Origin of the sequence: Embleya sp. NPDC005971, from assembly GCF_040629175.1 — a bacterium.
Taxonomy (GTDB): domain Bacteria; phylum Actinomycetota; class Actinomycetes; order Streptomycetales; family Streptomycetaceae; genus Embleya.
Map to the genome: position 1 here is coordinate 1 of NZ_JBEXUX010000036.1, position 25,332 is coordinate 25,332.

28 protein-coding genes, 1 tRNA gene and 1 pseudogene are annotated in these 25,332 nt (G+C 67.9%); 18 read left to right on the plus strand and 12 right to left on the minus strand.

Annotation, left to right across the window (positions count from 1 at the left end; all coding sequences use genetic code 11):
- Positions 1-129 precede the first annotated feature (129 nt).
- Complete coding sequence (locus ABZ374_RS28070; RefSeq protein WP_360315841.1) at positions 130-312, plus strand: hypothetical protein; 183 nt, start codon at positions 130-132, stop codon at positions 310-312.
- Between the two features lie 141 nt (positions 313-453).
- On the opposite strand, the gene ABZ374_RS28075 is transcribed toward ABZ374_RS28070, so the two are convergent.
- Positions 454-2,244, minus strand: coding sequence for a protein phosphatase 2C domain-containing protein (locus ABZ374_RS28075; protein ID WP_360315843.1), 1,791 nt, complete (start codon positions 2,242-2,244; stop codon positions 454-456).
- A 560-nt stretch (positions 2,245-2,804) separates the two neighbouring features.
- Between ABZ374_RS28075 and ABZ374_RS28080 the strand changes: the two genes are divergently transcribed.
- Positions 2,805-3,965, plus strand: a complete 1,161-nt coding sequence (locus ABZ374_RS28080) for a tyrosine-protein phosphatase (RefSeq protein ID WP_360315846.1) — start codon at positions 2,805-2,807, stop codon at positions 3,963-3,965.
- A gap of 110 nt (positions 3,966-4,075) precedes the next feature.
- Here ABZ374_RS28080 and ABZ374_RS28085 read toward each other — a convergent pair whose 3' ends face one another.
- The 4 genes from ABZ374_RS28085 to upp all read right to left on the minus strand — a co-directional run bounded on the left by ABZ374_RS28085 (position 4,076) and on the right by upp (position 6,892).
- On the minus strand, positions 4,076-4,957 hold the full coding sequence (locus ABZ374_RS28085; RefSeq protein ID WP_360315849.1) for a SigB/SigF/SigG family RNA polymerase sigma factor: 882 nt from the start codon (positions 4,955-4,957) through the stop codon (positions 4,076-4,078).
- 248 nt (positions 4,958-5,205) lie between these two features.
- On the minus strand, positions 5,206-5,730 hold the full coding sequence (locus ABZ374_RS28090; RefSeq protein WP_360315851.1) for a PH domain-containing protein: 525 nt from the start codon (positions 5,728-5,730) through the stop codon (positions 5,206-5,208).
- Positions 5,731-5,747: 17 nt separating this feature from the next.
- Positions 5,748-5,915, minus strand: a complete 168-nt coding sequence (locus tag ABZ374_RS28095; RefSeq protein WP_020556777.1) for a hypothetical protein — start codon at positions 5,913-5,915, stop codon at positions 5,748-5,750.
- A 335-nt stretch (positions 5,916-6,250) separates the two neighbouring features.
- The gene (gene upp, locus ABZ374_RS28100; RefSeq protein WP_360315854.1) at positions 6,251-6,892 is read right to left on the minus strand and encodes a uracil phosphoribosyltransferase; all 642 of its coding nucleotides are present in this window, start codon (positions 6,890-6,892) and stop codon (positions 6,251-6,253) included.
- A gap of 248 nt (positions 6,893-7,140) precedes the next feature.
- Here upp and ABZ374_RS28105 point away from each other — a divergent pair, with 248 nt between their 5' ends.
- The 4 genes from ABZ374_RS28105 (at position 7,141) to ABZ374_RS28120 (ending at position 8,561) form a co-directional block, all read left to right on the plus strand.
- Positions 7,141-7,335 carry a hypothetical protein gene (locus tag ABZ374_RS28105; RefSeq protein ID WP_020556779.1) on the plus strand — a complete coding sequence of 65 codons (195 nt, stop codon included), beginning with the start codon at positions 7,141-7,143 and terminating at the stop codon, positions 7,333-7,335.
- Positions 7,336-7,460: 125 nt separating this feature from the next.
- Positions 7,461-7,928, plus strand: a complete 468-nt coding sequence (locus ABZ374_RS28110; RefSeq protein WP_360315856.1) for a tRNA adenosine deaminase-associated protein — start codon at positions 7,461-7,463, stop codon at positions 7,926-7,928.
- A gap of 5 nt (positions 7,929-7,933) precedes the next feature.
- A complete protein-coding gene (gene tadA / locus ABZ374_RS28115; RefSeq protein ID WP_360315858.1) occupies positions 7,934-8,464 on the plus strand; it encodes a tRNA adenosine(34) deaminase TadA in 531 nt (176 codons plus the stop codon).
- Between the two features lie 10 nt (positions 8,465-8,474).
- Positions 8,475-8,561, plus strand: a tRNA-Ser gene (locus ABZ374_RS28120).
- Between the two features lie 75 nt (positions 8,562-8,636).
- On the opposite strand, the gene ABZ374_RS28125 is transcribed toward ABZ374_RS28120, so the two are convergent.
- Complete coding sequence (locus ABZ374_RS28125) at positions 8,637-9,044, minus strand: MerR family transcriptional regulator (protein WP_360315860.1); 408 nt, start codon at positions 9,042-9,044, stop codon at positions 8,637-8,639.
- Between the two features lie 49 nt (positions 9,045-9,093).
- On the opposite strand from ABZ374_RS28125, the gene ABZ374_RS28130 reads away from it, so the two are divergent.
- The gene (locus tag ABZ374_RS28130; RefSeq protein WP_360315863.1) at positions 9,094-9,978 is read left to right on the plus strand and encodes an NAD(P)-binding domain-containing protein; all 885 of its coding nucleotides are present in this window, start codon (positions 9,094-9,096) and stop codon (positions 9,976-9,978) included.
- A 94-nt stretch (positions 9,979-10,072) separates the two neighbouring features.
- Here the strand turns inward: ABZ374_RS28130 and ABZ374_RS28135 are convergent, their stop codons facing one another.
- Together ABZ374_RS28135 and ABZ374_RS28140 are read right to left on the minus strand one after the other, a co-directional pair.
- On the minus strand, positions 10,073-10,675 hold the full coding sequence (locus ABZ374_RS28135; RefSeq protein ID WP_360315865.1) for a LytR C-terminal domain-containing protein: 603 nt from the start codon (positions 10,673-10,675) through the stop codon (positions 10,073-10,075).
- A 145-nt stretch (positions 10,676-10,820) separates the two neighbouring features.
- A complete protein-coding gene (locus ABZ374_RS28140) occupies positions 10,821-11,117 on the minus strand; it encodes a type II toxin-antitoxin system VapB family antitoxin (protein ID WP_020556786.1) in 297 nt (98 codons plus the stop codon).
- A gap of 168 nt (positions 11,118-11,285) precedes the next feature.
- Here ABZ374_RS28140 and ABZ374_RS28145 point away from each other — a divergent pair.
- Positions 11,286-12,254 (plus strand): annotated as a pseudogene (locus ABZ374_RS28145) (helicase HerA-like domain-containing protein); the annotation flags it as partial.
- 202 nt (positions 12,255-12,456) lie between these two features.
- The gene (locus ABZ374_RS28150) at positions 12,457-12,639 is read left to right on the plus strand and encodes a YegP family protein (protein WP_360315868.1); all 183 of its coding nucleotides are present in this window, start codon (positions 12,457-12,459) and stop codon (positions 12,637-12,639) included.
- A gap of 117 nt (positions 12,640-12,756) precedes the next feature.
- Here ABZ374_RS28150 and ABZ374_RS28155 read toward each other — a convergent pair whose 3' ends face one another.
- Positions 12,757-14,220 carry a helix-turn-helix domain-containing protein gene (locus ABZ374_RS28155; protein ID WP_360315871.1) on the minus strand — a complete coding sequence of 488 codons (1,464 nt, stop codon included), beginning with the start codon at positions 14,218-14,220 and terminating at the stop codon, positions 12,757-12,759.
- A gap of 135 nt (positions 14,221-14,355) precedes the next feature.
- Between ABZ374_RS28155 and ABZ374_RS28160 the strand changes: the two genes are divergently transcribed.
- The 4 genes from ABZ374_RS28160 to ABZ374_RS28175 all read left to right on the plus strand — a co-directional run bounded on the left by ABZ374_RS28160 (position 14,356) and on the right by ABZ374_RS28175 (position 18,014).
- Positions 14,356-14,925, plus strand: coding sequence for an ATP-binding protein (locus ABZ374_RS28160; protein WP_360316060.1), 570 nt, complete (start codon positions 14,356-14,358; stop codon positions 14,923-14,925).
- 709 nt (positions 14,926-15,634) lie between these two features.
- Positions 15,635-15,931: a hypothetical protein gene (locus ABZ374_RS28165; protein ID WP_360315874.1), complete on the plus strand. Its 297-nt coding sequence runs from the start codon at positions 15,635-15,637 to the stop codon at positions 15,929-15,931.
- Positions 15,932-16,684: 753 nt separating this feature from the next.
- Positions 16,685-16,828, plus strand: a complete 144-nt coding sequence (locus ABZ374_RS28170) for a hypothetical protein (protein ID WP_360315877.1) — start codon at positions 16,685-16,687, stop codon at positions 16,826-16,828.
- A 289-nt stretch (positions 16,829-17,117) separates the two neighbouring features.
- Positions 17,118-18,014, plus strand: coding sequence for a hypothetical protein (locus ABZ374_RS28175; RefSeq protein WP_360315880.1), 897 nt, complete (start codon positions 17,118-17,120; stop codon positions 18,012-18,014).
- 3 nt (positions 18,015-18,017) lie between these two features.
- Here ABZ374_RS28175 and ABZ374_RS28180 read toward each other — a convergent pair whose 3' ends face one another.
- Both ABZ374_RS28180 and ABZ374_RS28185 read right to left on the minus strand, forming a co-directional pair.
- Positions 18,018-18,347, minus strand: coding sequence for a hypothetical protein (locus tag ABZ374_RS28180; protein WP_360315883.1), 330 nt, complete (start codon positions 18,345-18,347; stop codon positions 18,018-18,020).
- A 49-nt stretch (positions 18,348-18,396) separates the two neighbouring features.
- Positions 18,397-19,158, minus strand: coding sequence for a GntR family transcriptional regulator (locus tag ABZ374_RS28185; protein WP_360315885.1), 762 nt, complete (start codon positions 19,156-19,158; stop codon positions 18,397-18,399).
- A 194-nt stretch (positions 19,159-19,352) separates the two neighbouring features.
- On the opposite strand from ABZ374_RS28185, the gene ABZ374_RS28190 reads away from it, so the two are divergent.
- The 5 genes from ABZ374_RS28190 to ABZ374_RS28210 all read left to right on the plus strand — a co-directional run bounded on the left by ABZ374_RS28190 (position 19,353) and on the right by ABZ374_RS28210 (position 23,530).
- A complete protein-coding gene (locus tag ABZ374_RS28190) occupies positions 19,353-19,742 on the plus strand; it encodes a hypothetical protein (RefSeq protein ID WP_360315887.1) in 390 nt (129 codons plus the stop codon).
- On the plus strand, positions 19,742-21,052 hold the full coding sequence (locus ABZ374_RS28195) for an FtsK/SpoIIIE domain-containing protein (RefSeq protein ID WP_360315890.1): 1,311 nt from the start codon (positions 19,742-19,744) through the stop codon (positions 21,050-21,052). Before ABZ374_RS28190 ends, ABZ374_RS28195 begins: the two co-directional genes overlap by 1 nt.
- Entirely contained in the window at positions 21,049-21,249 is a 201-nt protein-coding gene (locus tag ABZ374_RS28200) for a hypothetical protein (protein WP_360315893.1), read from the plus strand. The genes ABZ374_RS28195 and ABZ374_RS28200 overlap by 4 nt, the downstream gene beginning before the upstream one ends.
- Before the next feature lie 252 nt (positions 21,250-21,501).
- On the plus strand, positions 21,502-22,941 hold the full coding sequence (locus tag ABZ374_RS28205) for a replication initiator (protein WP_360315896.1): 1,440 nt from the start codon (positions 21,502-21,504) through the stop codon (positions 22,939-22,941).
- Positions 22,942-22,972: 31 nt separating this feature from the next.
- Positions 22,973-23,530: a hypothetical protein gene (locus tag ABZ374_RS28210; protein WP_360316063.1), complete on the plus strand. Its 558-nt coding sequence runs from the start codon at positions 22,973-22,975 to the stop codon at positions 23,528-23,530.
- A gap of 55 nt (positions 23,531-23,585) precedes the next feature.
- Here the strand turns inward: ABZ374_RS28210 and ABZ374_RS28215 are convergent, their stop codons facing one another.
- On the minus strand, positions 23,586-25,325 hold the full coding sequence (locus ABZ374_RS28215; RefSeq protein WP_360315898.1) for a recombinase family protein: 1,740 nt from the start codon (positions 25,323-25,325) through the stop codon (positions 23,586-23,588).
- Positions 25,326-25,332 lie beyond the last annotated feature (7 nt).

Below are 25,332 nucleotides of genomic sequence, written 5' to 3' on the forward strand. Positions count from 1 at the left end.
AGCGCCGATGGTACTGCACTCGAAGGGGTGTGGGAGAGTAGGACGCCGCCGGAATCTACGTGTGAAAGGCCCATCCCGAACAGGGATGGGCCTTTTGCGTTTTTCGAGTGCGGCGGTATGGTCGTGCGCATGCCTGACAACGAGATGGATCCTGCCGCCAGTACTCAGATGTTCCGGGCTTTCGTGAATGAGGACCGCCCTGCGCCCCCCGGCGAGCCGGCCCGCCGTGGCACTCCGCCGGTGATGTTGATTGCCGGAGTCGTGGTCGCGATCATCGTGGTCGCGGTGGCCGTGCTCATTGCCGTCGGCTGACATACCGACGGGCGGGCCCCAATCGTTCGGGGTCCCGCCCGAGGTATGCGGTCGATTCGTATTCACCGCGGCGGTCGTCACCGCTCGGATCCGTGCGTCAAGCGGTCGAGACGACGGGTCCGGTCGTTTCGGCCGAAGTGCTCAGGTCGACGGCCACAGGGCGACCACGCAGCCGTCGTCCTCGCGCAGACGAAGGCCCTCGTCCACGTCGCGCAGGTAGTCGAAGAGCGATGGCGGCGTACGCCAATCCTCGGCAAGACGCGGCGCGAGACCGGCCGTCGGCTGACCGAGTGCCTCGGCGAAGCCGCCGGTCATCATGACCAGTACGTCGGTCGGTCGCCACGTGGTGCGGCAGATCCGGAGCTGGTCGTCGCCGGCCTGGTCGGGAATCGCCGCCGGGGCGGCCTCCTCCGCCGTGTCCCGAATGCCCAAGGGCGCGCGCCAGCCACCCTGGGCCAGGCGGAGCACGGTGCTGTCGCCCAGCACGGCCATGTCGACCCGGTCGTCCTCCAACGGATCCGCGGCGGTGACCAATATGGCCAGGCGCGTGGCGGGTTCCGAACGGCCCAACTCGTGTGCTCGGTCCGCGGTGCCGGCGAGCCTGGTCCGCAGGTCGTCCTCGATCTCGGTCTGTACCCCGGCCCAGTCCCAGTTCTCGTGCCGCTCGCGCGCGACCATCCTGGCGACCGTGCGATAGGCGCTGCGGACCGCGATCTGTGCGGCGAGCTCGGACGCGTGCGCGTTGTCGACGCCGTCGCAGACGATCGCGATGGTCCATCGCGCGCTCGGATCCGGGCCGACCGCAAAGCAGTTCTGCCTCGGCAGGCCCTGCTGCTGGTGCAGTTCGCCGCGGACGCCGGCGGCACGGACGTTCAACCGGCCCAGTCGGCCGCCGTCGACGACCATGCCGCCGCCGTCGGCGAGCGCGGGTGGGGGCAACATGCGCAACATCCTTCGGGGTACCTCGTCGACCGCGCCCTCCGCGGCCGGTCCGGGGCGGTAGGGCACTCGGGGGGCGGCGGGCGCCGGTACGAACGAGGTGCCGGGATCGCCGTCGTCGTCCTGATCCGGTGCGTCGTCGCGCCGGCGTCGATCGTCGGGCTCGTCGTCGAGGGCGGGCATCGTGTCGACCGTGCCGGCCCGCTCGGATTCGGCCGCCGGCGCGGGCCTGCGCTTGGGGATCGGAGGGTAGGCCGGGCGGCGTTCGGCGGACGGGCGCGGTCCCGGGTCGAGCGGGTCGACCGGATCCATCGGATCCGCGGGTTCGATCTCGTCGTCGGGCTCCGGTTGCCACTTCGGCGTCGGATCCTCGCGGCGGGCCGGACGCGCGGTGCCACGTGACGGCGGCAGCACACCCTGCGGCTCGCGGTGCAGACGGTCGGGCGGCATCGTGTCGCCGGGAATGGTGTCCGACATCGGCGTGCCCGGGGACGGCGACGAGCCGAGCATGACGTCTTCCCAGTGCGAGGAGCCGGTCCGCCGCCGAGTGCGTCCCGACGTCGGCGCCGGGGCCGAGTCGTAGTCGTCGTACTCCGGGCCCTGGTCGCGACCGTAGTCGTAGGCCCCGGCGTCGGCTTCGTACGGATCACGTCGCCCGAAGCCGGGTCGGCGGTCGTAGGGATCCGGCTCGTCCTCCTCGGCGGGTGCGCCGAAGCCGAACCAGTTCGCGACCCGACGCGCCCGCCCGGAGCGGCGGCCGGCCTGATCCGGGGCGTTCTCCGGGTAGCCCGTCGATCCGTCCGGCGCGATCCCGTCGCGGTCGAACTCCGGGTCGGGGCGACGGTCGTAGTCGGGATCCGGCCGTCGATCGTAGTCGGGATCGGGACGTTCGCGACCGGTCGGGCCGGGACGTCGTGGACCCTGTGCTCGCGGGATGGGCTCGGCCGGCGAACCATCGCCGGGGGTGTGGCGCTTGCTGGTACCGTCCGGCACGGCTTCCTCCTTCGCCTCGGGCCGGCCGGCGAGCCGGTCCCGTCGTGTCGCCGGTGGGCGTACCGTCCCCCACCCGTGCGACAGGTATCAACAGGTATAGCGTGCACGGCCCGTGCCCGTGTGCGCACGCGCGCGCATTGGTCCCCACTTTGCCCCAGGGCCGCCCGTACCACCGTGCGGATGGCGGGCTCCTACCCGGAATCCCGGCGCGCGGTACCTATTTGACGGCGTATCAGGGAAACTCCCGGACACCGTGCCGGCGTTCCCCGTGACGGCCGCGGATGTCCCGGATCGGGCGAGGCGAACGCCCGCTCGACGAAGTGGCGCAAAGATACCGATGGTTGGGGTCCGTCGGGTCGACCGGCGGCGGGCGCGAGTGTCGCGGCGGCGGCGGTGCGTGTGGTTTCTCGGTGATGCGTTCGTCTCTCCATACGGCACCGTCTGGAGTACCCGACCTGCTCATCACTACAGTGGTGCCCGTCGCGCGGTAGCAACGACCGGTTGTTTTCCAGGTGGTTCCCGCGCGCTCACGAACACTTCCTCTTCGGGAGCACAACCGCATGCGCATACGCACCACCCGCCTCGCGACCATCGCCGTCACGGCGGCGCTCACGCTCGGCGGCTCCGTCGCGGTGACCTCGTCCCCGGCCTCGGCCGACGCGGGCAACAGCGACGCCAACGTCTCGGCCCGAGGCGGTCTGGGCATCGTCACCGGCGCGTCGGCCGTGGCCAACGCGGACGGTACCCACACGATCACCTGGACGGACCGTTGGCCCGGCCCGATGCGCGTGTACGCGTCCACCGACGTGGACCGGTTCACCCGGATCGTCGGCACCGTCACCGGCAACTCGCTGACCGTGTCCGGCCTGGACCCGGCGCAGCGCTGGTACTTCAACGTCACCCCGGCCGGCCCGGTCGTCGGCGTGGTCACCGCGCCGCGCTCGCTCGGCCTGCAGAGCGCGCCCAACGCGCGTGACATCGGCGGCTACCGCGCCGACTGGGGTCTGAGCGTCAAGTACGGCCAGGTCTTCCGCACCGACGCGCTCGGCAAGGCGACCGACGCGGACGTGGCCCGGCTCGCGAGCCTGGGCCTGGACGTGTCGGCGGACTTCCGCACGGACACCGAGATCGCCGGCAACGGCGCGAACAAGCTGCCCGCCGGCACCGCGGTCGAGCACCTGCCGATCGCCGACGGCAACCTGACCAACATCACCAACGCGGCGGTGGGCAGCCGGGATCCGATCAAGCAGCAGGAACTGCTGGGCGACGGCAAGGCCGCGGCGGCGCTGGAGAACGTCTACCGGGGCTTCGTCGACGACCCGGCCCAGCGCGCGCAGTTCGCCACCGTGCTGCGGGACATCGCGGACGGCAAGTCGGTGATCTACAACTGCACGGCGGGCAAGGACCGTACCGGGTGGATGACCGCGATCATCCTCAAGGCGCTCGGCGTGGACGACGCCACCGTCTACGGCGACTTCCTCGCCAGCAACGACAACCTCCGGGCCCGCAACGAGGGTACGAAGGCCGGCCTCAAGGCCGCCGGGTTGATGCAGGACCCGACCCTGATGGACCCACTCCTGTACGTGCAGAAGTCGTACCTGGACACGGCGTTCGCGCAGGTGCAGAAGAAGTACGGCTCGTTCGACGCGTACCTGCGTACGGGTTTGAACATCGACCCGATCACCGAACTCAAGCTCCGGGCACAGCTACTCACCTTCTGAGCCGGCAGTCGCCGGTGGTCGTCCGCCGGGACGGGTTCGACCGGCCGCCCCGGCAAGGGCTCTGACGATCAGTCAGGGGCCTTGCCGGGCCGCGGTCGAGGTCCGGCCGCTCAGGCGGACAGATCGGCGCGCAGGCGTGCCAGCGCGCGGGCGAGCAGGCGGGACACGTGCATCTGCGAGATCCCCAGCCGCTCGCCGATCTGCGACTGCGTCATGTTGCCGAAGAAGCGCAGCATGATGATCTGCCGGTCGCGCGGACTCATCCGGGCCAGCAACGGACGCAGCGCCTCGCGGTATTCGACGCCGTCGAGTGCCTCGTCCTCCTGTCCCAGCCGGGCGATCAGCGCGTTGTCGCGATCGTCGTCGAGGTCGTGTGCGTCCAGCGACGCGGGCGAGTAGGCGTTGGCCGCCTCCATACCCTCGAGGATCTCCTCGACCGTGAGGTTCAGGTGCTTGGCGAGTTCGACCACCGTCGGGGCGCGGTCGTACTTGTGGTTGAACTGCTCGGTGGCCTCGGCCAGCGCCAGGCGCAGTTCCTGGAGTCGGCGGGGCACCCGCACGCTCCACGAGGTGTCCCGGAAGAAGCGCTTGATCTCGCCGATGATGGTCGGCACCGCGTAGGTGGGGAACTCGACGCCGCGATGCGGGTCGAAGCGGTCTATCGCCTTGATCAGTCCGATCGTGCCCACCTGGAGCACGTCCTCGTACTGGTCCGTGCGACTGCGGAAGCGGTTGGCCGCGAAGCGCACCAGGGGCAGGTTCAGCTCGACCAGGGTGCTGCGCACGTAGGCGTGCTCGGGCGATCCCTCGACGACATCGGTGAGGCGGAGCAGGAGGGTTCGGGACAGCGTGCGCGTGTCCTGGGGGGTGTCGGTGCCGGAACCCCTGACCGCGCGGACGCGGGGGATGCCGGTACGGGGAAGGCGCGCGGGCGCGGCCCGGTCGGCGATCGAGCCGGCCGTGCCCTCGTGGGAAGCATCTCGCAGCAGCACTGGAGAGCCCACCTCCTCGTCGGTCCTGGAGCGGAACCTGGCCGCTGCCGGCCATGGTGGAACGGCAGCCGTCGTTCGGTACCCCCTTACCGGCGCGGGTCACCGCCCCAAACCCCTTGCGACATCCCCGATTTGTCAGGTGATGCGGGTGTATCTAGCGGCATGTCGACAGTACGAAAGCCGTAAATCACCGCAAAGAAAATTTGAGGTTTTGCCATCCGTTTCGTGTTACTCGCCAGTCGTGCCGATTAGTCGACGTCGGGACCGAACAGTTGATCGCACACTTTGAGGTAGACGGCGTCGGGTCGGGGGACGAAGCCGACCTCCTTGAGCGGTTGATCCTGCCCCGCGGACTCCATCACGAACGTCCCGTGCCCGAGTATTCGGCCGCCCGGGGTGCGCCGATAGCTCATGTCGGTCACCTGGGTCAGCGGCATCATGTTGACCCGCTTGGCGATCAGCCCGGTGGCCAGGATGATCCGCTTGTCCGTCACGATGAAGTAGTCGTTGCGCCAGGTGAGTACGTGTCCCGTGCACCACAGCAGGAGCCCCGCCCCGATCGGCCACACGCCGTAGCGCACCGCCAGGTTCTCGGCCGGGAAGTACCACAACAGCACGAGCAGGAAGGCCAGTCCGAGTGCGGTGGTGGCCAACGGGCGCATGATGATGGCCCAGTGCCGGCGCACCGCTATCGCGCAGGTCTCGGTGGGCAGCAGGTACTTGCGTATCGCGTGTGGGTCGACGGTGGAGCCGGTGACCGGTCCCGCCCCCACCTCTCGACGTGCCCGCCTCAGCTCGTCCAGCCGCTGATCTGATCGCCGCACCACTTGGCGGCGGACGACATCGCCTGGAACCACTGCGCGACCAGGTCGGAGGCCTTTTCCGGCGTGGCGATGATCGTGTAGATGACGAAAACGATCAGGAGCAGCGTCAGGATCCTTTTGGTCTGCGCCTGCATCTCCCCGCCTCCCCGAATGAGGTATCGGGGAGAAACAATAGGGGAGAGGGAGCGGCCGCGGGGGGACCGGCCACTCACTCTCCCCTGTGGGACCCCCGCCGGAGCAAAGGTGGGTCGTACCTTCGCAGCATCGGCAAACAGTCCCGGGGTGCCTGCGGGGCTCCTGCCCAGCCCCCGGCACACTTCCAGCATGCGCCGAGGTGTGTCGCCGCGCATCCGGCGTTCGGCCTGACGTGGCAGGGCCTTGGTCCCGTCCGGGACCCGCGGCCGCGATCCGCCCCCGGACGGCGTATCCGCAGGTGGGCGCCGCGTCGGGTGGACCGCCCGGGCGCCGCCTAGCCGGCGGTGCCGTACAGCCGGTCGCCGGCGTCGCCCAGGCCCGGGACGATGTAGCCGTGCTCGTTGAGCCGCTCGTCGATCGAGGCGGTCACCACGGTGACGGTGGCCTCGGTGTCCTGGAACGCCTCCTGCATCACCTTGACCCCCTCGGGGGCGGCGAGCAGGCAGATCGCGGTCACGTCGTGCGCGCCGCGGTCCAGCAGCAGCTTGGTGGCCGCGATCAGGGTGCCGCCGGTGGCGAGCATCGGGTCCAGGACGTACGCCTGCCGGCCGCTGAGGTCGTCCGGCATCCGGGTCGCGTAGGTCGACGGTTCCAGGGTGTCCTCGTTGCGGATCATGCCCAGGAAGCCGACTTCGGCCGTGGGCAGCAGCCGCACCATGCCGTCGAGCATGCCCAGCCCGGCCCGCAGGATCGGCACCACGAGGGGACGCGGGTAGGAGAGCTTGACGCCGGTGGTCTCGCTGACCGGGGTGCTGATCGCCACCGGGTCGACGCGTACGCCTCGGGTCGCCTCGTAGGCGAGCAGCGTGACCAGTTCGTCGGCGAGCCTCCGGAAGGTCGGCGAGTCGGTGCGCCGGTCGCGCAGGGTGGAGAGCTTGTGGGCCACCAGAGGATGGTCGACGACATGAATCCGCATGTTGCGACATTAGCCGTTTGACCTGGCGGCGACCCTGCCGGGTTGTCGGGTTCGAGGCGTGTTCGGCGGCATTCGCCGGTCGTTCGACCGGCGCGACTCGCGCGTTTGCGGGAATGTCGGGCGAATTGAGATTGTTACACCGATTTGCGAACACACATCCGGTGTCATCCGACCGGTGTGATGACTGAGCCGGCGTGTCCCGGGAACTACTGCCACGTCGGTTTCGGCGGCCTTTCGAGCCCAGGGGCATGGTGATGGAGAGTCGGGAACCTCGGACGACGGCGGCCGAGCGCCGCGAGGAGGAGGCGGCGCGCCGACGCCGGCGCACCCTTTTCCTGCGCGAACTGGCCGAGGCCCGCGAGTTGCGGGCCCGCATCCAACCCCGCCGCGTACGCAATGAGCGGCTACGGCAGATGATGCGGATGCGTACGTTCCGTTACTGAATTCGACCGATCCTTGATCGTCTCGGTGACCTTGTTCGTCAACGTGCGCCAATTCCCGTCGTCGTGGTCCGGTATCTGCCACGATGCGAGGGACAACGCCGAAGCGAACGATCTTGGAGAGTCCCGTGGCGTACTTCGCCGCAGTGCTCGTACGTACAGACGAGCAGTGGGAGGCCCGTGAAGCCGACCTCGACGATGTCGAGGACTCGGCGGGGATGACCGCGCTGGCACGGTCGGCGGCGGTGGACGACGAGCCGGTGCTCTTGTTCGTCGAACAGGAGGACACCTGGTTCGCGGTCGTCCGGGTGGACGGTGAGGAGGACCCGCGCATCTACGTCTCCGACGTGGCCGCGGTCTCCCGCAGCGCCTACGCGGACGCGTTGCTGACGGCCGACGTGCTGGACGGCCTGGAGGAGGACGACGAGGCCGTGCTGCCGACCGGCCCGGCCGGCGACGAGACGGTGCTGGTCGACCTGGGGGTGTCGGCTCAACTGCTCGCCGACCTCGCGGGCGAGGCGGGTCTGCCGGCGGACGCCATCGCGGTGATAGCCGAACGCCTGGGCTGCGCGGACGAGTTGGAGACGGTCCGCTGAGCCCGATGCCCCCGCCGGTGCCCGAGCCCCGGTTCGACCCGGCGTTGCGCCGGTACGAGCCGGCCATGCGGCTGGCCTTGGCCGAGGCGGCCTTGGCGGTCGACACCGGGGATGTGCCGGTGGGGTGCGTGGTGCTCGGCCCGGACGGCGCGGTGCTCGGCCGCGGCCGCAACGAACGCGAGGCGCACGGCGACCCGACGGCCCACGCGGAGATCCTCGCCCTGCGCGAGGCCGCCAAGGCCGTCGGGGAGTGGCGCCTGTCCGGCTGCACCCTGGTGGTCACCCTGGAGCCCTGCACGATGTGCGCGGGCGCCATCGTGCTGGCCCGGGTCGACCGGGTGGTCTTCGGCGCCTGGGACCCCAAGGCCGGCGCCGCCGGCTCGCTGTGGGACATCCTGCGCGACCGCGGCCTCAACCACCGCCCCGAGGTGGTCGGCGGCGTCGCGGCAACGGAGTGCACCGCCGTCCTGCACGACTTCTTCACCCACGCCCGCTCCCCGGAATCCGGTTACGAAGCACACCCCGGCATCCGGTAAGCTCTCTCTCGGTAGCGTGTCCGAGTGGCCTAAGGAGCACGCCTCGAAAGCGTGTGATGGTGCAAGCTATCCGTGGGTTCAAATCCCACCGCTACCGCTCTTGAGCAGGACATACGAAGGACCCGACCGCACGTGGTCGGGTCCTTCGTCGTTTTCGGGGTGGGGTGCGGGGTCAGGCGGGGATGGGCTGGGGGGTGGCCTCGTCGAAGGGTGGGTAGTGGTCGGCGCCGGATTGTTCGGCGGCGGCGATGTAGGCGGTGAGGGCGTCGCGGGATTGGGCGAGGCGCTGCATCTGGTCGTCCAGGCGCCGCAGCCGGGAGCGCATCGCGGTCAGCAGTTCGAGGCACCCGGGTAGTTCGGGGGCCTCGCCGACCGCGCAGGGCAGCAGGTACGCGATGTCCTCGGAGGACAGGCCGGCGCCGAGCAGGTGGCGGATCTGTTTCACCCGCAGCACCGCGGTCTCGTGGTACTCGCGGTAGCCGTTCGCGCGGCGGTCCGCCTCCAGCAGGCCCTGGGCCTCGTAGTAGCGCAACTGGTGGGCGTGGACGCCCGTTCGGTGGCTCAGTTCCCCGATCCGCATCGAAACCTCACTTGACCTTCATACCGGTATCAACGTTGACGATGCTGCCATGAACAACGAAAGCAGCACCCCTGTGACCGTCATCGGACTCGGACTGATGGGCCGGGCCCTGGCCGGGGCGTTCCTGAGGGCCGGCCATCCCACCACCGTGTGGAATCGCACGGCCGCCAAGGCCGACACCCTGGTGGCCGAGGGCGCCCGGTCGGCGCCGACGGTGGGCGCCGCACTCGCGGCGGGGCCGCTGGTGATCGTCTGCCTCACCGACTACCGGGCCGTGTACGAGCTGCTCGACGGGAGCGCCGCCGAGCTGGACGGCAAGATGTTGATCAACCTCACGTCGGGCGACTCGGCCCAGGCCCGGGAGGCCGCCCGATGGGCCGAGCAGCGTGGCGCGCGTTACCTGGACGGCGCGATCATGGCCATCCCGTCGGGGATCGGGACCGCCGACGCGGTGATTTTGCACAGCGGGCCGGAGGCGGACTTCGCGGCGTATCGCTCGACGCTGGAGGTGTTGGGCACGGTCAGCCACCTCGGGGCGGACCACGGGCTGGCGGCCCTGTACGACGTGGCCGGCCTGGCCATGATGTGGAGTGTGCTGAACGCCTGGCTCCAGGGCACGGCCATGGTCCGCACGGCCGGGGTGGACGCCGCGACCTATGCCTCGTTCGCCCGGCAGATCGCCGCCGGGGTGGCCGAATGGTTGCCCGGGTACGCCGAGCAGATCGACCGCGGGTCGTTCCCGGCCGAGGTGTCGGCCCTGGAGACCGACGCGCGGGCGATGGCCCACCTGATCGAGGAGAGCGAGGCGCTCGGGGTCAACGCCGAACTGCCCAGGTTGATCAAGGCGATGGCCGACCGCTCGATCGCCGCCGGACACGGCGCGGAGCAGTACCCCGTGCTGATCGAGGAGTTCGGCAAACCCGGCAACGGCTGACCGGCGGGGGTGCGGCGGGGTGTGGCCCGCCCGACGTGCCGCTGCCGCCTGCGCGGGATGCGGAGGCGGCAGCGGATGGGTCGCGTTCGGCGGGTCAGCAGCCCGGCGGGCGGCTCGGGGCCGGCGGAGGCGGCGGGGACAGGATCGCGGCGACCTGCTCCGGCGCGGCCAGGTCGGTCCAGCCGTCGCCGATCACCAGGTCGACCGAGCCGTCCGTGCGCTGGTCCTCCTTGACGGTGCTCGCCGCCACCTGGGCCGCGACCACCTTCGCCGGGGTGGTGCCGGGGAAGCCGTGCCGGATCTCGGCGGTGGCCGCGACCGGCTGGTTCAGCGGATCGTTGGTCACCTTGCCGATCACGAAGCCGCGCGCCTTGAGCGCCTCGGAGACGGTCTTGGCCAGGCCGGCGCGCTTGGTCGCGTTGTAGACGTTCACCGTGATCGTCTTGGGCTCGGGCAACGCCGCGGGCGGGGCGGCCGGCGGGGTCGAGGCCGTCGGCGAGGCGCACGCGGCGGCCTTGTCGCCGCTGTCGTCGGACGTGAAGTGGTACACGCCCCAACCGGCGGTGGCCAGCACCACCAGGCCGACCACGATCGCGATGACCACGGGCATGCGTCGCCTGCGCCGCGTCATCCGCGGATACAGCTTGCCAGTGATCTTGTACTGGCCTCCCATGCCGCGGGGAGTGAGCATGCTCATCGGTGCGCCCCCGTCCTCCTCCTGCACGGCATGGCCGTGATCCCGGTCGCCATGAAGTCGAGGTTAGCGCCGACGTGGCACCTTGCGTATCCGGGCACGGCCGTACGCGAGACGACCACCTGATCGGGCCGCCGGGGTTGCGTGCTCAGCCGAGTTCGAGCACGCGCGCGTGCAACACCTGGCGCTGTTGCAGCGCGGCCCGGACCGCGCGATGCAGGCCGTCCTCCAAATAGAGGTCACCCTGCCATTTCACGACGTGCGCGAAGAGGTCGCCATAGAAGGTCGAGTCCTCGGCGAGCAGCGTGTCGAGGTCGAGTTGCCGCTTCGTCGTGATGAGTTGGTCCAGACGCACGGGCCGCGGGGCGATGTCGGCCCATTGCCGGGCACCCGACCTCCCGTGGTCCGGGTACGGTTTGCCGTCACCGATCCGCTTGAAGATCACAGGCTCAGCCTACCGGGATCACGGTCGCCTAACCCCCACCCGGCGCCGATGCGAGGGAGCGAGGGTGCGGATCAGGCCGGCTCGGATGGCCGATCCGCCGGGGCAATCGGGATATTTCTCGTCCTATCGGTGTATTCGTCTTCCGCATCTCGGCGAGCGGAGGAGCGCATGAGCGAGCAGGACGACACGATCGCGGCCATCACGGCCGGATACGCCTTCACCGGACCCGCGCTGGAACTGGGCGCGGCCGTGGTCGAGGGCACCGCGCATCCCCAGGCGCGGGTGCGTGTCCCGCTCGCGGTACTCAATCGGCACGGCCTGGTCGCGGGCGCGACCGGCACCGGCAAGACCAAGACGCTGCAACTGATCGCGGAGCAGTTGTCCGCGCAGGGTGTGCCGGTCTTCCTCGCCGACGTCAAGGGCGACCTGTCCGGCATCTTTGCCCCGGGGACGCCCGGCGACCGGGTGACCGGGCGGGCGGCCGAGGTCGGCCAGGACTGGCAACCGGTCGGCTGCCCGGTCGAGTTCCACGCGCTCGGCGGGATCGGCCCGGGCGTGCCGATCCGGGCCACGATCACCGACTTCGGGCCGACCCTGCTGGCCAAGGTGCTGGATCTGAACGAGACGCAGGAGTCCTCGCTCGGCCTGATCTTCCACTTCGCCGACGAGCGCGGGCTGGAACTGGTCGACCTCAAGGACCTGCGCGCGGTGATCCAGTTCCTGACCGACGATCAGGGCAAGGCCGAACTCAAGCGCATCGGCGGCCTGTCCACGGCCACCGTCGGGGTGATCCTGCGCGCGCTGATCACGCTGGAGAACAACGGCGGCGGGGCCTTCTTCGGCGAACCGGACTTCGACACCGCCGATCTGCTGCGCACCACCTCCGACGGGCGCGGTGTGGTCTCGGTGCTCGAACTCGCCGCGGTGCAGGACAAGCCGCAGTTGTTCTCCACCTTCCTGATGTGGCTGCTCGCCGATCTCTTCCACGACCTGCCGGAGGTGGGCGATCCGGATCGGCCGCGTCTGGTGTTCTTCTTCGACGAGGCGCACCTGCTGTTCACCGGTGCCTCCAAGGCGTTTTTGACCGCGATCACCCAGACGGTGCGGTTGATCCGGTCCAAGGGGGTCGGAATCTTCTTAGCTGTTGTCACTTCCCCCCCTTGGGCGCTGACCTGCTGGAACGTGCCTACCAGCATGAACAGTTGGGCATTGGCTGCCTGATGCGTCCTCGGCGACTTGCCATCGATCGGCGCAATGACTCGGTTCGACCGGTTCCGGCGGCGACGCTGGTTCATGATCCTCTGCCCGTGGCGGGGGCTGTCTGAAAGAGGGGCTGAACATGGCTGGCAAGTTTGAGATCTACACCGACAAGGCGGGGAAGCATCGGTTCCGACTCAAGGCGGGGAACGGTGAGATCATCGCAGTAGGTGAGGCATACGAAAGTGAAGCGGGATGCCGCAACGGAATCGCGTCGATCAAGAAGAACGCACCTGATGCACCGATCGTGAACGTGGGCGAGTAGCCAAGCAAGGCACATTGGGCCGCTCCTTGGCATGGGGCGGCCCATCGCTTGTGGGGACTTGGCGGGGTGCTCCGACCGGGCCCAACTGATGGCGGCGCCTGGGGCATTCGGCGGAAGTCACATGGACTGAAACCGTGACATGAGGGCTGCGACTTCGGGTTGACTTGCATGGCCCTTCATCCGCATCTGAAGCCCGTCCATGGCGGCACTGACCCGGACGGACGGAATGCCCGCCGAGAGGTCAAGCGCACGATGGGCGGCCGTGGCGGCAGCATCCAATTCGTTGCGCTGGATGTGACTTGCGGCTAGGACTGCTTGGCTGAGGGATGCTCGCCGGGGGCGCTTCTGGGCTTGGGCGGCGGCGATCGACTCGCGCGCGAACGCTTCTGCGTTGACGGAGTCGCCCATGTCACGCAAGCTCCCGGCAATCTCGCCGGTGACGTATGCGCTGTCAATGAAGCGGGCCCACTCAGGTTCGTTCTGGTGGTTGACGGTGTCGTAGGTGCGTTCGGCCTTGTCGATGGCACGTACGGCTGACATGACGTCGCCGAGACTGGCATGGGCGCGTGCTTCAAGGACAAGCAGATCGGTGGTCGCTGCTGGCGCGGTGATCCCACGTAGTCCTTGGCGCCCGGCACGGGCGAGAGACAGCCCCTCTTCTGGATGTCCGAGTTGGGTGGCCTGATCGCTGAGACCTGCAAGTACGTGTGCCCCAAGCATTCTGTTGCCGGATGCCTGAGCTAGCCGGAGTGACTGAATCAGGTAGCGCTCGGCTAGTCCCTGGCGCCCGGCATCGAATGCCATCCACCCGGCGAGATAGGTTTGTTCGCTGGCCACCTCGTAGAGGGCATGTTGTATCGCTGGTGCGTGGGGTTGCCCAACAAGCGGCATTACATGCTCGGTGAGGAACTGCGCGACCAGTCGCCGTGCTGTATCGCCTCCACCGCCGATGACGTCCATCTCCTGGAAGCCGGCGAAAGCGCGGCGGATGGTCTCGATCTGGTCGGCCCCTACCCGACGGGGCTTCGCTCCGTCCAAGTCTTCAAGGCTAGCCACCAGCCAATCACGGCTTGGTACACCCAGAGCACTTACGGCAAATGTCGCGTTGGTGAGGAATGACCGTCGGTTCATGTCGCTGCTCCCCAGAGTCGATACAACGGTCAGCGTATCGGTGAGGGAACGTGTGTACGTGAGTCCGATCTCGGACTCTTTTGTCTGTTCATGTGCTGAACTTGTGAGAGCGACGTCTTTGGAGGGTTCCCTACTACCCCGCTCCCACGGGCGTGGTGCAAGTCCCAGCATGTCCCCAGGGATTCGCAGAGCATCGGCGATCGTCTCGATTTTTTCGATCGTGGTGATCTCACCTTCGCCGCGTGCCAGCAGTCCCACGCGGTTGGGTTTGATGCCACATGCCTCGGCGATTTTCTGGAAGCTCACGCCTCCCCACTGGCGAGCAATCTTGAAAACCGCACCGAAATCTCGGATGCGTAGGGCTTCGCGCATCTCGTCTCGATCGAGAACCTGCGGGGGTAACGCTGCTGGTGAGATGGGGTAATCGGCCACAGAACCCTCTTCGATCACACGTAGTTGATCATTGCTCGCCCAGAGTCTACCCCTGAGGGATATACCCATCATGGGCTGACGATTGGATTCCGAGTCAATGACGCTTGTCGCATGGCCGGAACGAACCAAGAGCAGGCGGGTCTTCGGGGCTTAATGATCACGCAGGACCCGGCCGAGCGGACAGCAATCGTGGGGTCGCCCTACCTTGACCTGGGGAATGGGTCGTGGGCGCTCGGATCGGGCGGGTGCAGCTCCGGGTGTGTGCCAGGTGGGGCTTTCGCGTTCGGCAGGGATGAGGTGTGGGCGTCAGTGCCTGCCTCGGTGGCCGGAGCGCGGGCGTGGACGCGTGATGTGCTGTCCCGGTGGGATCTGTGCGTCCTGAGCGATGACTGCGAGTTCTGCGTCTCGGAGCTGGTGACGAATGCAGTCAAACACGCTCCCCCTGTGGATCCCAGTGTGGGGATCACGGTGCGGGCGTGGCTCTGGACGCGTCGGGCGCTGGTCATCGAGGTCATCGACGGGTCGCCCTGCCTCCCCACCATGCCGGCGTCGGATGTCCTACGTCCGTCCGCGTCCAACTTGACGCACCTGCCGTGTGGTCATCGGGGACTGCTGGCCGTGGGCTGCGTCGCGGACGATCTTGTCTGGGAGCGGCGCGAGTACGGGAAATCCGTGTGGGTGCGCTTCGTGCTGGGTCCCTATGGCCTGCACGGTCGGCCGTGAGGCTCTCATGATCGGCGGGGGCCGCTGCGCTGAGGCACGGTCGGCGGTTCCCGCTTCCCCGGGGGGTTGTTGAGCCTTCCCCCCCCGGGGCGGCTCTGTCGGAACGCGGGGAAGTGGTGCCTCCTCGACTCACGACAGGGTCCGGCGCCTGGATCTGCATGGTCCGGGCGCCACTTGATCGCCACGGTTGCGAATTCGTCCCTCGCTTCCGTGGGCCCTGCCCGCAAACTGGGTTGCTGGTGGCGGGGCGGCGGTGCCCGGACTTCGAGCGGTCCGGGCACCGCTTCGAGTTCTCGGAGGAGTGTCCGGTTCCACTTCTCCGGGTGCCTCGCCGGGGCGGGCGTGTGTCAATCCGTCCGCCGTTCGGACCCGGCGGGGTGGTGTCCGAAGTTCGATCCTTCGGGCACCTTGCAAGTCCCCGGAAGCGCGCCCCCCTTCCGGGGCCGTCGCGGCGGCGACGGGTGGCGGCGCCTGTCCAAAGCGGGTGCCGCCATCGACCTCCGGGGGATGCCTTGACGCGACTCGGGCATCCCCCGGGACCAACCGAATAGTTCAGTCCGGACCACCCCGCGACCTTGGCGGGGATGGGGGTGGTCCGGGTGGGGCCCTGATGGAACCCCGGTACCGATGGTACCGGGGTTGTCGCGCTGAGTTCTGCGTGACGGTCCATCAAGGTCCTTGTGCTGGGCGGGCGTTGGGAGGAGACACGGTGGACATGGACGAGGGTGCGGACGGGACGGGTCACCTAGACGGCTGCGGGGTGGCTGAGGACTGGGATCCCGGATCGTCGCTGTGGGTGGCCGGGGTGGACTATCTGGGGGCGTGGCGTGCCGCTGCCGCTGCGGCGGATGAACTGAACGTCGTGCTCGCCGAGTTGGGCATCAACGGTGCCCGGGTGGTGGTGGTGTCCGGGGCGGACGGCTGCGCCACCGTGGATGTCCGGCTGCCGGTGGCCGTTGCTCGGATGGTGGCCAGCCGGCTGCGGCGGGTGTCTCGCGCGGCATAGGGCCCGGCGCGGTCTGCGGTCGTGTCCCGTCATGCCGTGCACGCACCGGTTGTCCCGTGGGACCCGATCGAACGCGGGTGAGCATGGGCGGCCGGCACCTTTGACCCGTATCGGCGGTGCGCGGGTGGGTCCCACCTGGGATCACCCCGCCTCCTCTGTTGTGAACCCCGCGCCGGTGACGTGTCGGCCTGGTGCGCGCGGTCGGCGTCCGCAGTGTTGGGCCGGTGTCCTGCCCGTGCGGGGGTCGGGCATGGTCGGGGGCCCGTACGCTGGCCGGCACAGTGGGGAGCACCGCTCCCCACCCGAATTCCCCACTGAGGGCCCCCGGCCTTGCCCGACGCGGGGTCCCCGTGCGAGGAGGTGGCTCAAGACTGCGGATGCCGGCCCCCACGGAGCGAGGTGTTCCCGGGGGAAGACGTACCGGTGTCTTCTCTGTGAAGGCAGGCACCGCGGCTGCCCACTCGCGCGCCGGCTCGATGGTCGTGTCCTCGGGCAGCCGCTGTGCCGGACCTGCCGCGCCGGCTTCGTGTACCGGGCGGGCCGCACCACGTGCACGTCCTGGTGCTCGATGTCGCGTCGGTTTCGTGTACGGGGGCGGGGCCGGCCGGGGTGTCGACCCGGGATCGGCGGCCACGCCGCACGCCCGGGGCGGGCGCCCCGGGCGGGCCCGCCCCCGGCGCGGAACGCGCCGGGCTTGAGTAAGTAGAGAAAGTCTCGGCCATTCTGGGGCTTGGGCCCGACACAGGAGGATGCGTGGACCACGACCAAGAGCACGACCGCGATCACGTCGACGGGGAAGACGACTTCCGGGATGTGGTGCTGTGGCCGGCACGCCCGGACGACCCGGACGACGTCGACCAGGACGCTATCGACCCGGACGGCATCGACCCGGCCTGAGCGCGAGTGGCCTCGCCCGGATCGACAGGGCGGGGCTTCCGCCGGTCGTCTGCGGTCGATTTCTCGGCCGACGGAATGATCTTCACGCGCGGGTATTTCGGTTGACACGGTGTTTAGGCTCCCGTGCATGATCCGGAAAAAGAAAATGAGTTTATTGATGATCTTGGCGGTGGCGGCGGTTTCGTGTGCGGGTGGCGATCCCTCGGAGCGGTCCGCACGCTCGTCCTCGTCCCCGGCCCTCACGTCTGTGGCTCCGTCCTTACCACCCGTGGCGTCGCCTCCGGCGCCGGTGCCAGCCATATCCGAATCCGACGCGCGCGCGACCGTGGTCGCGTTTTGGGCGGCGAAGGAAACGGCCTTCGAGACGAAGAATGCGGCCCCGCTCAAGGATCTGGAATCGGGGATCATTCTCGGGTCGGACGCGAATCGTATATCCCGAGTGGCGAAGTACGGGAAAAGTCCGACGCTATTCTACTATCCGAAGTCGGTGGAGAATATCCGTGTCTATCCCACGGGGCAGACTCCGCCGGGGGCGGACCGGTATTTCCTCTCCAGTCAGAGGATATCGGTCCTCTCGGATCAACGGACCATGTATGTGGTCTTTCGCCAGAGCAGGGGCGAGGGTCCCTGGCGGGCGGTTCACACGTCGCTGTTGTGGGCGGAGAACGTGAACGGCGATCCGCTGCCCGCGTCGGGTACTTCGCTGGTCACCGTGCCCGGGGCGGACGCTGCCTGCGGGGCGCTCGGGGACCTGCTCAACGCTAAGGACGTACCCGCCGACTATTGGGGGGCGAGCGGGCCGGCGGCGGCGAAATCACGCATGTGGCGGACCCGCAACAACAGGGCGGGGGATACCCGGGTGCACGTAGTGGCGGAGAAGTCTCCGGATGATCCGGGGCCCGTGTGGGTCCTGCCGAGCGGAACCCGTTTCGCGCCGTGCGCCATGGCGGAGACGTGGACTTTCACGCCACCCGAGCACACGTGCCTGCACTGGGATGGGACCTGGGGGGACGAACAATTCTACGGCCGTGACGTCTGGGCCGGCGGCGGGCAATCATTCGAGGCCGGAAACTACGGGCTTTCCATCCCGAGGGACGGAAAGCCCGTAGACGTCCTGTCCTTGCAGTGGTTCGGTCTCGATCTCCGCAGTGACGACTGTCCGTCGTCCTATCGGAAAGAATCCTGAGCGCTAGCCGGCGTCCGCAATGTAGTAGTTCGTGAGTACGACGTATCCGGCGTGAGTGATATCCGTGTCGTCGTGGACGATCTGGAATTTGTGGCCTCGGGCTTCGAGGTAGGACCGGATGAGCATCACCGAAATCCAGTTGTCGCCGACCCAGTACGCGCGGGCCCAGTGGTCGGCGAGTTCGGGCGCGTCGTCGACGACGACGAACCGGTGAGGGTCGTGGGGCGCAGCAGTTCGCCACGGCTGTCCGTCTTGGCAGAGCCGCGAGAAATCGCTCGGGGACATGGCCATCACGATCACGGAGGGGCTGTCGGGGGTGTTCGGCGTTGTCACGGTGACTCCTTCGTCGGTGGGTGAACGGATCGAGCGTGCGTCGGGGCGGTCATTCCCGCGCGGTGGCCTTGGCGCGGCCCTTGGCCACGATCGGGTAGGCGACTGCGGCGGTGCCGACCCTGGTCTCTTCGAGAATCAGCGGTCCGGCCGTGCCGGCGGTAACTCGGTGCACGACTAGCAGGGGGGTGCCCTCGGGCAGCCGTAGCGCGGTGGTCTCGTCCGGGGTGGGTGTCCGGGCGGTGACGGTCTCGTGCCATGTGAGGCGGTGGCCGGCCGCTTCGAGCGCGGCGTATAGCTCCGGCTGCGGGCGGGTGGGGTCGTTTCCGAGTTCGGCGCCGGCGGCGGTGGCGAACGGGACGATCGTGCGGACCATCGCCCGTGTGCCGGTGGGCCGGTGGGTGATCAGGCGGTCGCAGCCGAACGCTGCTTCGCCTTCGTTCATGCCCAGGGCCGGCCCGGTGATGGCGTCGGTGGTGGTGCGGTAGGCGGTGGGTTCCTCGTCCTGGGACCACTCGGTGCCTGGGTCGGCGTAGCGGCCGGCGCTGCGTGTGATCGTCCGGTCCAGGGTCACGGCGGGCGCATTCTGGGCGGCGCGCACGAACGATCCCCGGCCCCGTTGGACGGTGACCAATCCCTCGGTCCTCAGTGCGGCCAGAGCCTGGCGCACGGTCGGACGGGACACCCCGTACCGCTCGGTCAGGGCACTCTCGGACGGCAGCAACGACCCCGGGGGGTACTCTCCCGACTCGATATCTCCCCTGATCGCTGTTGCCAACTGCCTATAGAGCGCGGCGGGTCGGACTAGATCCATGGGGTCTCCTCGTCGGTGGCTGCGGTTCACCGTGGGCGCGGGTTCGTCTGCTTCCGACTGTATGGCGCCACCCATGCTGATGTCACCTGTCCTGACAAGTCACTTGCGTCACGCCTCTTTGTGCTTGACACTTGTCATGACAAGTGACGTCCGACAACCGACGGGCGTCCGTGAGTGGCTGGAGGCCACACCCCATGCAGTCCATTCCTGTGGACGTCAACCGGCTCGGGACGCTCCTGTGCGTCGTCGGGCCGGAACCCAAGCTCGTCAACCGGGAAACCGGTGAACTCAAGGTCGACAAGGACGGAGAAACCGTCTGGACGGTCGGTGTATCCGTCCGGCAACAGAACACCCGGCGCGCGTCGGTGATCGAGATCGCCGTGTCCGGCGAACCGGTCGGGATCCTGGAGGGTGTCCGTGTCGTTGCACACGGCTTGATCGCGTTCACCTGGGAGCAGGGCGGCCGGCACGGCACCTCGTTCCGGGCCGACTCGATCGCCCCGGCGGTACCGGCCGACCCTGCGGGCGGCGGCCCGCTCGCGTCCGCCTTGCGCGGCGGCAAGGACAAGGCGGGTGACGCCTGATGCTGCGTCAGTTACTGGTCTGGTGCCTGCTCGTCCTGGTGGCGGGGGTCGTCCTCGCCGCTCCGCTGCTGCGGCGGCGCTTCCCGATCGGCTGGTGGTACGCGGTCGGGTTCGTGCCGGTGGCGGTGCGGGTGCTGCGGTCGTGGCGTCCGCTGGCGATCGAGCGGGGCCTGACCATCACCCGCCGTCCGCCCCTGGCACTGCTGGGGACGCTCATCGTGCGTGGGCAGCCGCTGCGGCCCATCACACCCCGGATCGGCATTCCCCGGCCGCGTCCGGGCGGCCTGGTGGTGACGGTGCGCATGCACGCCGGGCAGACCCCTGGCGGCTACGCCGCTGCGGCGGACTCCCTGGCGCACGCCTGGCGCGTGCACGCGGTGCGGGTGACCTCGCCGGAGCGTGGCCGGGTCCGCCTCACCGCGCTGTCGGTCGATCCCCTGGCGGACCCGTGCGCACTGGTGGGACCCGGGTCGGCGGATCCGCTGATGTGCGCCCGGGTCGGCCGTAGGGAGGACGGGGCCCCATGGGTGATCGACTTCCGGGCCGTGCCGCACTGGCTGATCGTCGGCGCCACCCAATCGGGGAAGTCCACGCTGCTGAGTGCGCTGGTGACCCGGCTCGCTCCGCAACCCGTGGCCCTGGTCGGCATCGACCTGAAGGGCGGTCTTGAACTGTCGCCGGTGGGTCCGCGTCTGTCGGCGCTGGCCACGACGCGCCGAGAGGCCACGGCGCTTCTAGAGGCCCTGGTCGTGGAGACACAACTAAGAATGACCGTCTGTCGGTTTGCCGGCGCACGCTCGGTGTGGGAACTGCCCGGCGGCAAGCGGCCAATGCCCATCGTGGTCCTGGTGGACGAAGTCGCGGAGCTGTTCCTTGCGGCCTCGCGCGCGGACAAGGACGAAGCAGCGCGGGCGGCCACGGCGCTGGTGCGGCTTGCCCAACTTGGCGCGGCGCTCGGTGTTCACCTGGTCGTCGCCGGTCAGCGGGTGGGTTCGGACCTGGGGCCCGGGGCAACAGCGCTGCGGGCGCAACTGGCCGGCCGGGTGTGCCATCGCGTGTCCGACTCCGGTACGGCCGAGATGGTCCTTGGCGACCTCGCCCCGGACGCGATCGATGCCGCACAGACGATATCCGCCGACGAGCCGGGCGTGGCGATCCTGACAGGCGTGGGCGGCGACTGGATGCGGGCCCGGTCGCTCCTGGTCTCCCCGAAGGAAGCAGTGCGTGTCTGCGCAGCCCATGCCCACACGACCCCCCACCTGCCCGCGCTGGCTGCGGCCCTGGCGAGCTGCGGCAAGGGGGCACCGTGACCGACTCCCAAGCCACGTTCCCGCTGATCATCGTGTTCGCCTTGGTCGTGTTCATGCTCGTCCGCGCTGGCGAACTGCGCGTCTGGCAAGTCGTGGTGGTCAGCCTGTTCGGGTTCTACCTCGCACAAACGACGCTGGCGCCGTCCATTTCGGCGCTGGTCGCCTCCCTGGCGGCTGTCGTCTTCCACGCCGGCTGACCATCCCAGCAAGGAGCGCACCACTTGAGCATGCGTCCCATCCTGTGCCCCGTCTGCCACGGCGATCGCAGTACCCGCACCCGTACCGGCCGGCGGCGCAAGTGCCGGTGCTGCCGGGGCAGAGGCACCACCCGCTGACCACTGCACGACCATGCCACCACCCACCGGAAGGACCCCCGTCGTGACCACTTTCCCACGCCGTTCGGCGCCACCCGAGCACCCCACTCTTCCGGCTGCCTGGAGGCACCACCCTTGCAGAGCACCACCCCGCACACCCCCGATCCCGACCGAGTGAACAGCCGTGCCCGATACGTCGATCGGGCACGGCTCGCCGCGCTTTCACCCATCGACCAAGACCTGATCCGCATAGCCAACCTGCCCGGCTTCGGACGCTGGATCGAACAGATCCGCGCAACCGGCGGGTGCGAACACCCCGTCTACCTGAGCGGCTCCACCGTTACCCGTGACACGTCCGGGGCGGTGGTCTCCGCCTACTCGACCGAAACCGAACCTGGTGGCCGGCTGGCCGTGCGCTGCCGCAATAGGCGGGCCTCACGCTGTGCGCCGTGTTCCTACGAACACCAGGGCGACACCTTCCACCTCGTCCGCGCGGGCCTGGTCGGCGGTAAGGGTGTCCCGGACCTGGTGCGTGAGCATCCGAGTCTGTTCCTGACCTTGACGGCTCCCTCGTTCGGGCCGGTCCATCGCGCGACGACCGAGGGGCCCTGCCGACCCAGACGCGTTGGCGACGTTTGCGAACACGGTAGGCACCGCGGCTGCCCTCGTGCGCATTCGCCCGGTGATCGTGTCCTCGGGCAGCCGCTGTGCCGGGCCTGCTACGAATACCCGCACCACGTGCTGTGGAATGCACACGTGGGGCCCCTCTGGGACGGCTTCACCCACACCGTGCGCCGGCGCCTGGCCTCGGCGGCGGGTATCCCTCGATCGCGTCTGCGCGACCACGTCCGGCTCGCCTTCGCCAAGGTCGCCGAATACCAAGCGCGCGGCGCGATCCACCTGCATGCGGTCGTGCGCCTGGACGGCCCCGACGGGCCCTCCTCGCCTCCGCCAGCCTGGGCCTCGGCGGAACTCCTGGCTGCGCTCGTGCCCGAAGCTGCCGCTGCCGTGCGGGTGTACGCACCGGAGTCCCAAGCTCTCGGCTCGTACGTCCTGCGCTGGGGGCGGCAACTCGACGTCCGGCCGCTGCGGGTGACGGGTGCGCTCTCGGATGAGGCGGTGGCCGGCTACCTGGCGAAGTACGTCACGAAGTCCACCGTGGTCGGCGGCGGCACCGACACCCGCATCACCCACCGCTCCACCATCGAGTTCCTACCCGTCACGGACCACGTAAGGGCCCTTCTGCGCACCTGCTGGGACCTGGGCGGACTGCCCGCCTTGGCCCACCTGCGCATGCGCGCCTGGGCGCACACGATCGCCTTCCGGGGACACACCCTCTCGAAGTCGCGCGTCTACTCGACCACCTACGGCGCATTGCGGGCGGCCCGTGCCGAGTATCGGCGCGCTGCTGACGGTTCTCTACCGGATGGCACCGACCGGACGACGTTGTCTATGTGGCGTTTCGTTGTCCAGGGTCACTCACCCGGTGCCGCGCTGGTGGCTGCCGGAATTGCCCAAGACCTGACCATCGGTCGGGAGATGTCACGGGAACAACGGTGGTCTGATGGCCAGTGAGTTCGCTGGTTGGCTGCGCTCTGGTCGCATGATGGCCGGTAGACCACTCGCCTTGTGCACATGGCGTTTGACACTGCACGACAAACAAGAGGCGTCGGCCGTGGCCCGAATATTCGATGGGGAATGGACGGAATGGAACACGAGTAGTGAGGATCGTTATGAAGTGATGACTCGTGCGCAGACCGTAGGAATAATTCTAGATGGTCCACACTCCATCAAATTCGACATGCGGCAATGGGCCAATGGCGGATTGGTTCACCATTGTGATGGGCGGTATTTCCTGTCGCCCGATTCGAGTGAAGGGCGCTCTTGCGGCTGCCCGTCGTCTCCAATAGACCGTAGGGCCCTTACTCGCTCTGGGATGGGTCCGCAGCCAAACGTCACTATCGCCTTCCGGCTGGCTTCCGCTCCGGGGGTCGGAATTTTCCGAATGCGATCGGTGTCATGGCGATTCGCTGAAAATGCCATGGCTCTTAAAGAGGAAATCGGCTCCAATTATGAGGGGGTCGTCTGGCGGATCTCCTTGCATCAGGTCAAGGTGACGACTGGCGTAACCTATGTCAAGCCGGTTCTTGCTTTCACTGAGTAAGGCACAGAAACGAGGTCCGCCCGGGAGTCTTCTCCGGGCGGACCGTGCATGAATCCTATTCGGGCTCCTCCGGCGGCCTGCTGGCCCACTTGATAGTGACGCGCTTACTCGCGTCGTACTCCATCCACTTGTTGCCGCGAGATGCTGCTTTTGCCACTTCGATTCGATCGATGAACAGACAGAGGAACGAACGTCGATCTACTAGCGTTGCTGTATCCCACCAGGACCCGGGTCCGAGGGGATCGCCCTCCGGGTCATCTGTGTTAGTCCATTGGTCGATAGGGAGAATAGGGGTCTCGATTTGAGCGAGATTTGCCAGTCGGGACTCAATGGTTATAATCTCCGCCTCTAGAAGCGCTTTCCTTTCCTTGAAGCGTCCTCGACCGATCTTCCCATCGTAGATCCCGTTTTCAAGGTCGTCATAAAGTTGCTCCTGTGCCGCTTTCTTGTCGGCCCTGCGTACTACCAGATCCGTGGTTTCGGCTATGGCCTGTGGATTTGTGACGGTGGCTGCGTAACGGCGTGACGCCTCGGCAATGATTGCGAGAGTCTCGGGGTCTTCGTCGTCGGCATTAGTGATCTTGGTGAACACCGCGCGCACCACGTGTTCCTCGACGTGTGCGCGGTTGATGCTGTTCCCGCCAGCATGGCCAACGGTCGTAGAGCCTTTCGGGCGATTGCATCGATAGCTTCCCGCCGATCCGGTCCCGCCGTTGCTCGCCATCGTGAACCCATCTTCGCAGAAAAGTTTTGCAAGACCGCTAAGTAGGTTGCTTCCCCTGCTGAGGCCCTTGCCCCGGCCCCGGGTCGTGAGCCAAGCCTGAATTTTGTACCAATCAGCGGGCTCTAGGATTGCCGGATGGCTGATTATGGGTTCCTGGGTTTCAGGGTCGCGGATAGTGCGGTATCCGGTAATCTTATTGCGAACCCGTCCGTCCTTCATTTCCGTTCGTTGGTAGATTGGTTCTACCGCGTGACCGATCAGGCGTGGATCGAGCAAGATCCGTTTAAGCGTGGTCACTTCCCAGTGCGGTGGTACGCCCCGGCCTGGGGTGCTGACAGTAACGGCACCCCTCCATTTTCCGTTGAGCCGCGCCGTCTTGGTCTGCACATTATGTTCGTTTAGGTCGGAGCAGATACCAGCAAGGGAGCCGGGGTGTCTCTCTCCGGCCTTTGCCGGAACATTGAGGCTGACAAGAATCATTGCTACTACGGCTTGAATAACTGCCGCTTCCTCCGGAACGATAACGAGTTTCCGAAGTGTGAGACCATTCTCGTGAACTTCTTTGGTCTCGAATCCATAGGGGGGCAATCCCCCCACCCACGATCCCGCATTTCGGAGAATCTTCTTCGCGCTCTTCACGTGTTCGGACTTATTGACGCTTTCTTGGTGGGCCGCGTCTAGCCGAAAGATCAGCATAATGAGCTTCATGGTGTCGCCCGGGGGGAAATCGCCTTCGTTTACAGAGACGATCGTCACCCCGAGTCGGTGAAGCTCCATCACAACCGGGATGGCATCCTCGGGGCGCAGTCGTGAAAACCGGCTGATGTAGAATACGATGATCACGTCTAAAAGCCCTGCCCGGGCATCGTTGAGTAACTTCTCGAACTGCGGGCGTACAACTCCTTGCTTGTAGCCAGAGAGGTCTTTGTCCTCGTAGTCGGCCAAATATTCGTATCCTCGCCTTGCTGATTCGGCGTGGATGCCTTCTCGTTGGGCGCGTGGCGACGCTTCGGAACGGTCTCGGCGCTCCTGGCTTTGCCTGATGTATCCGACGGCTCGTTGTTTTGTCATAGGGGGG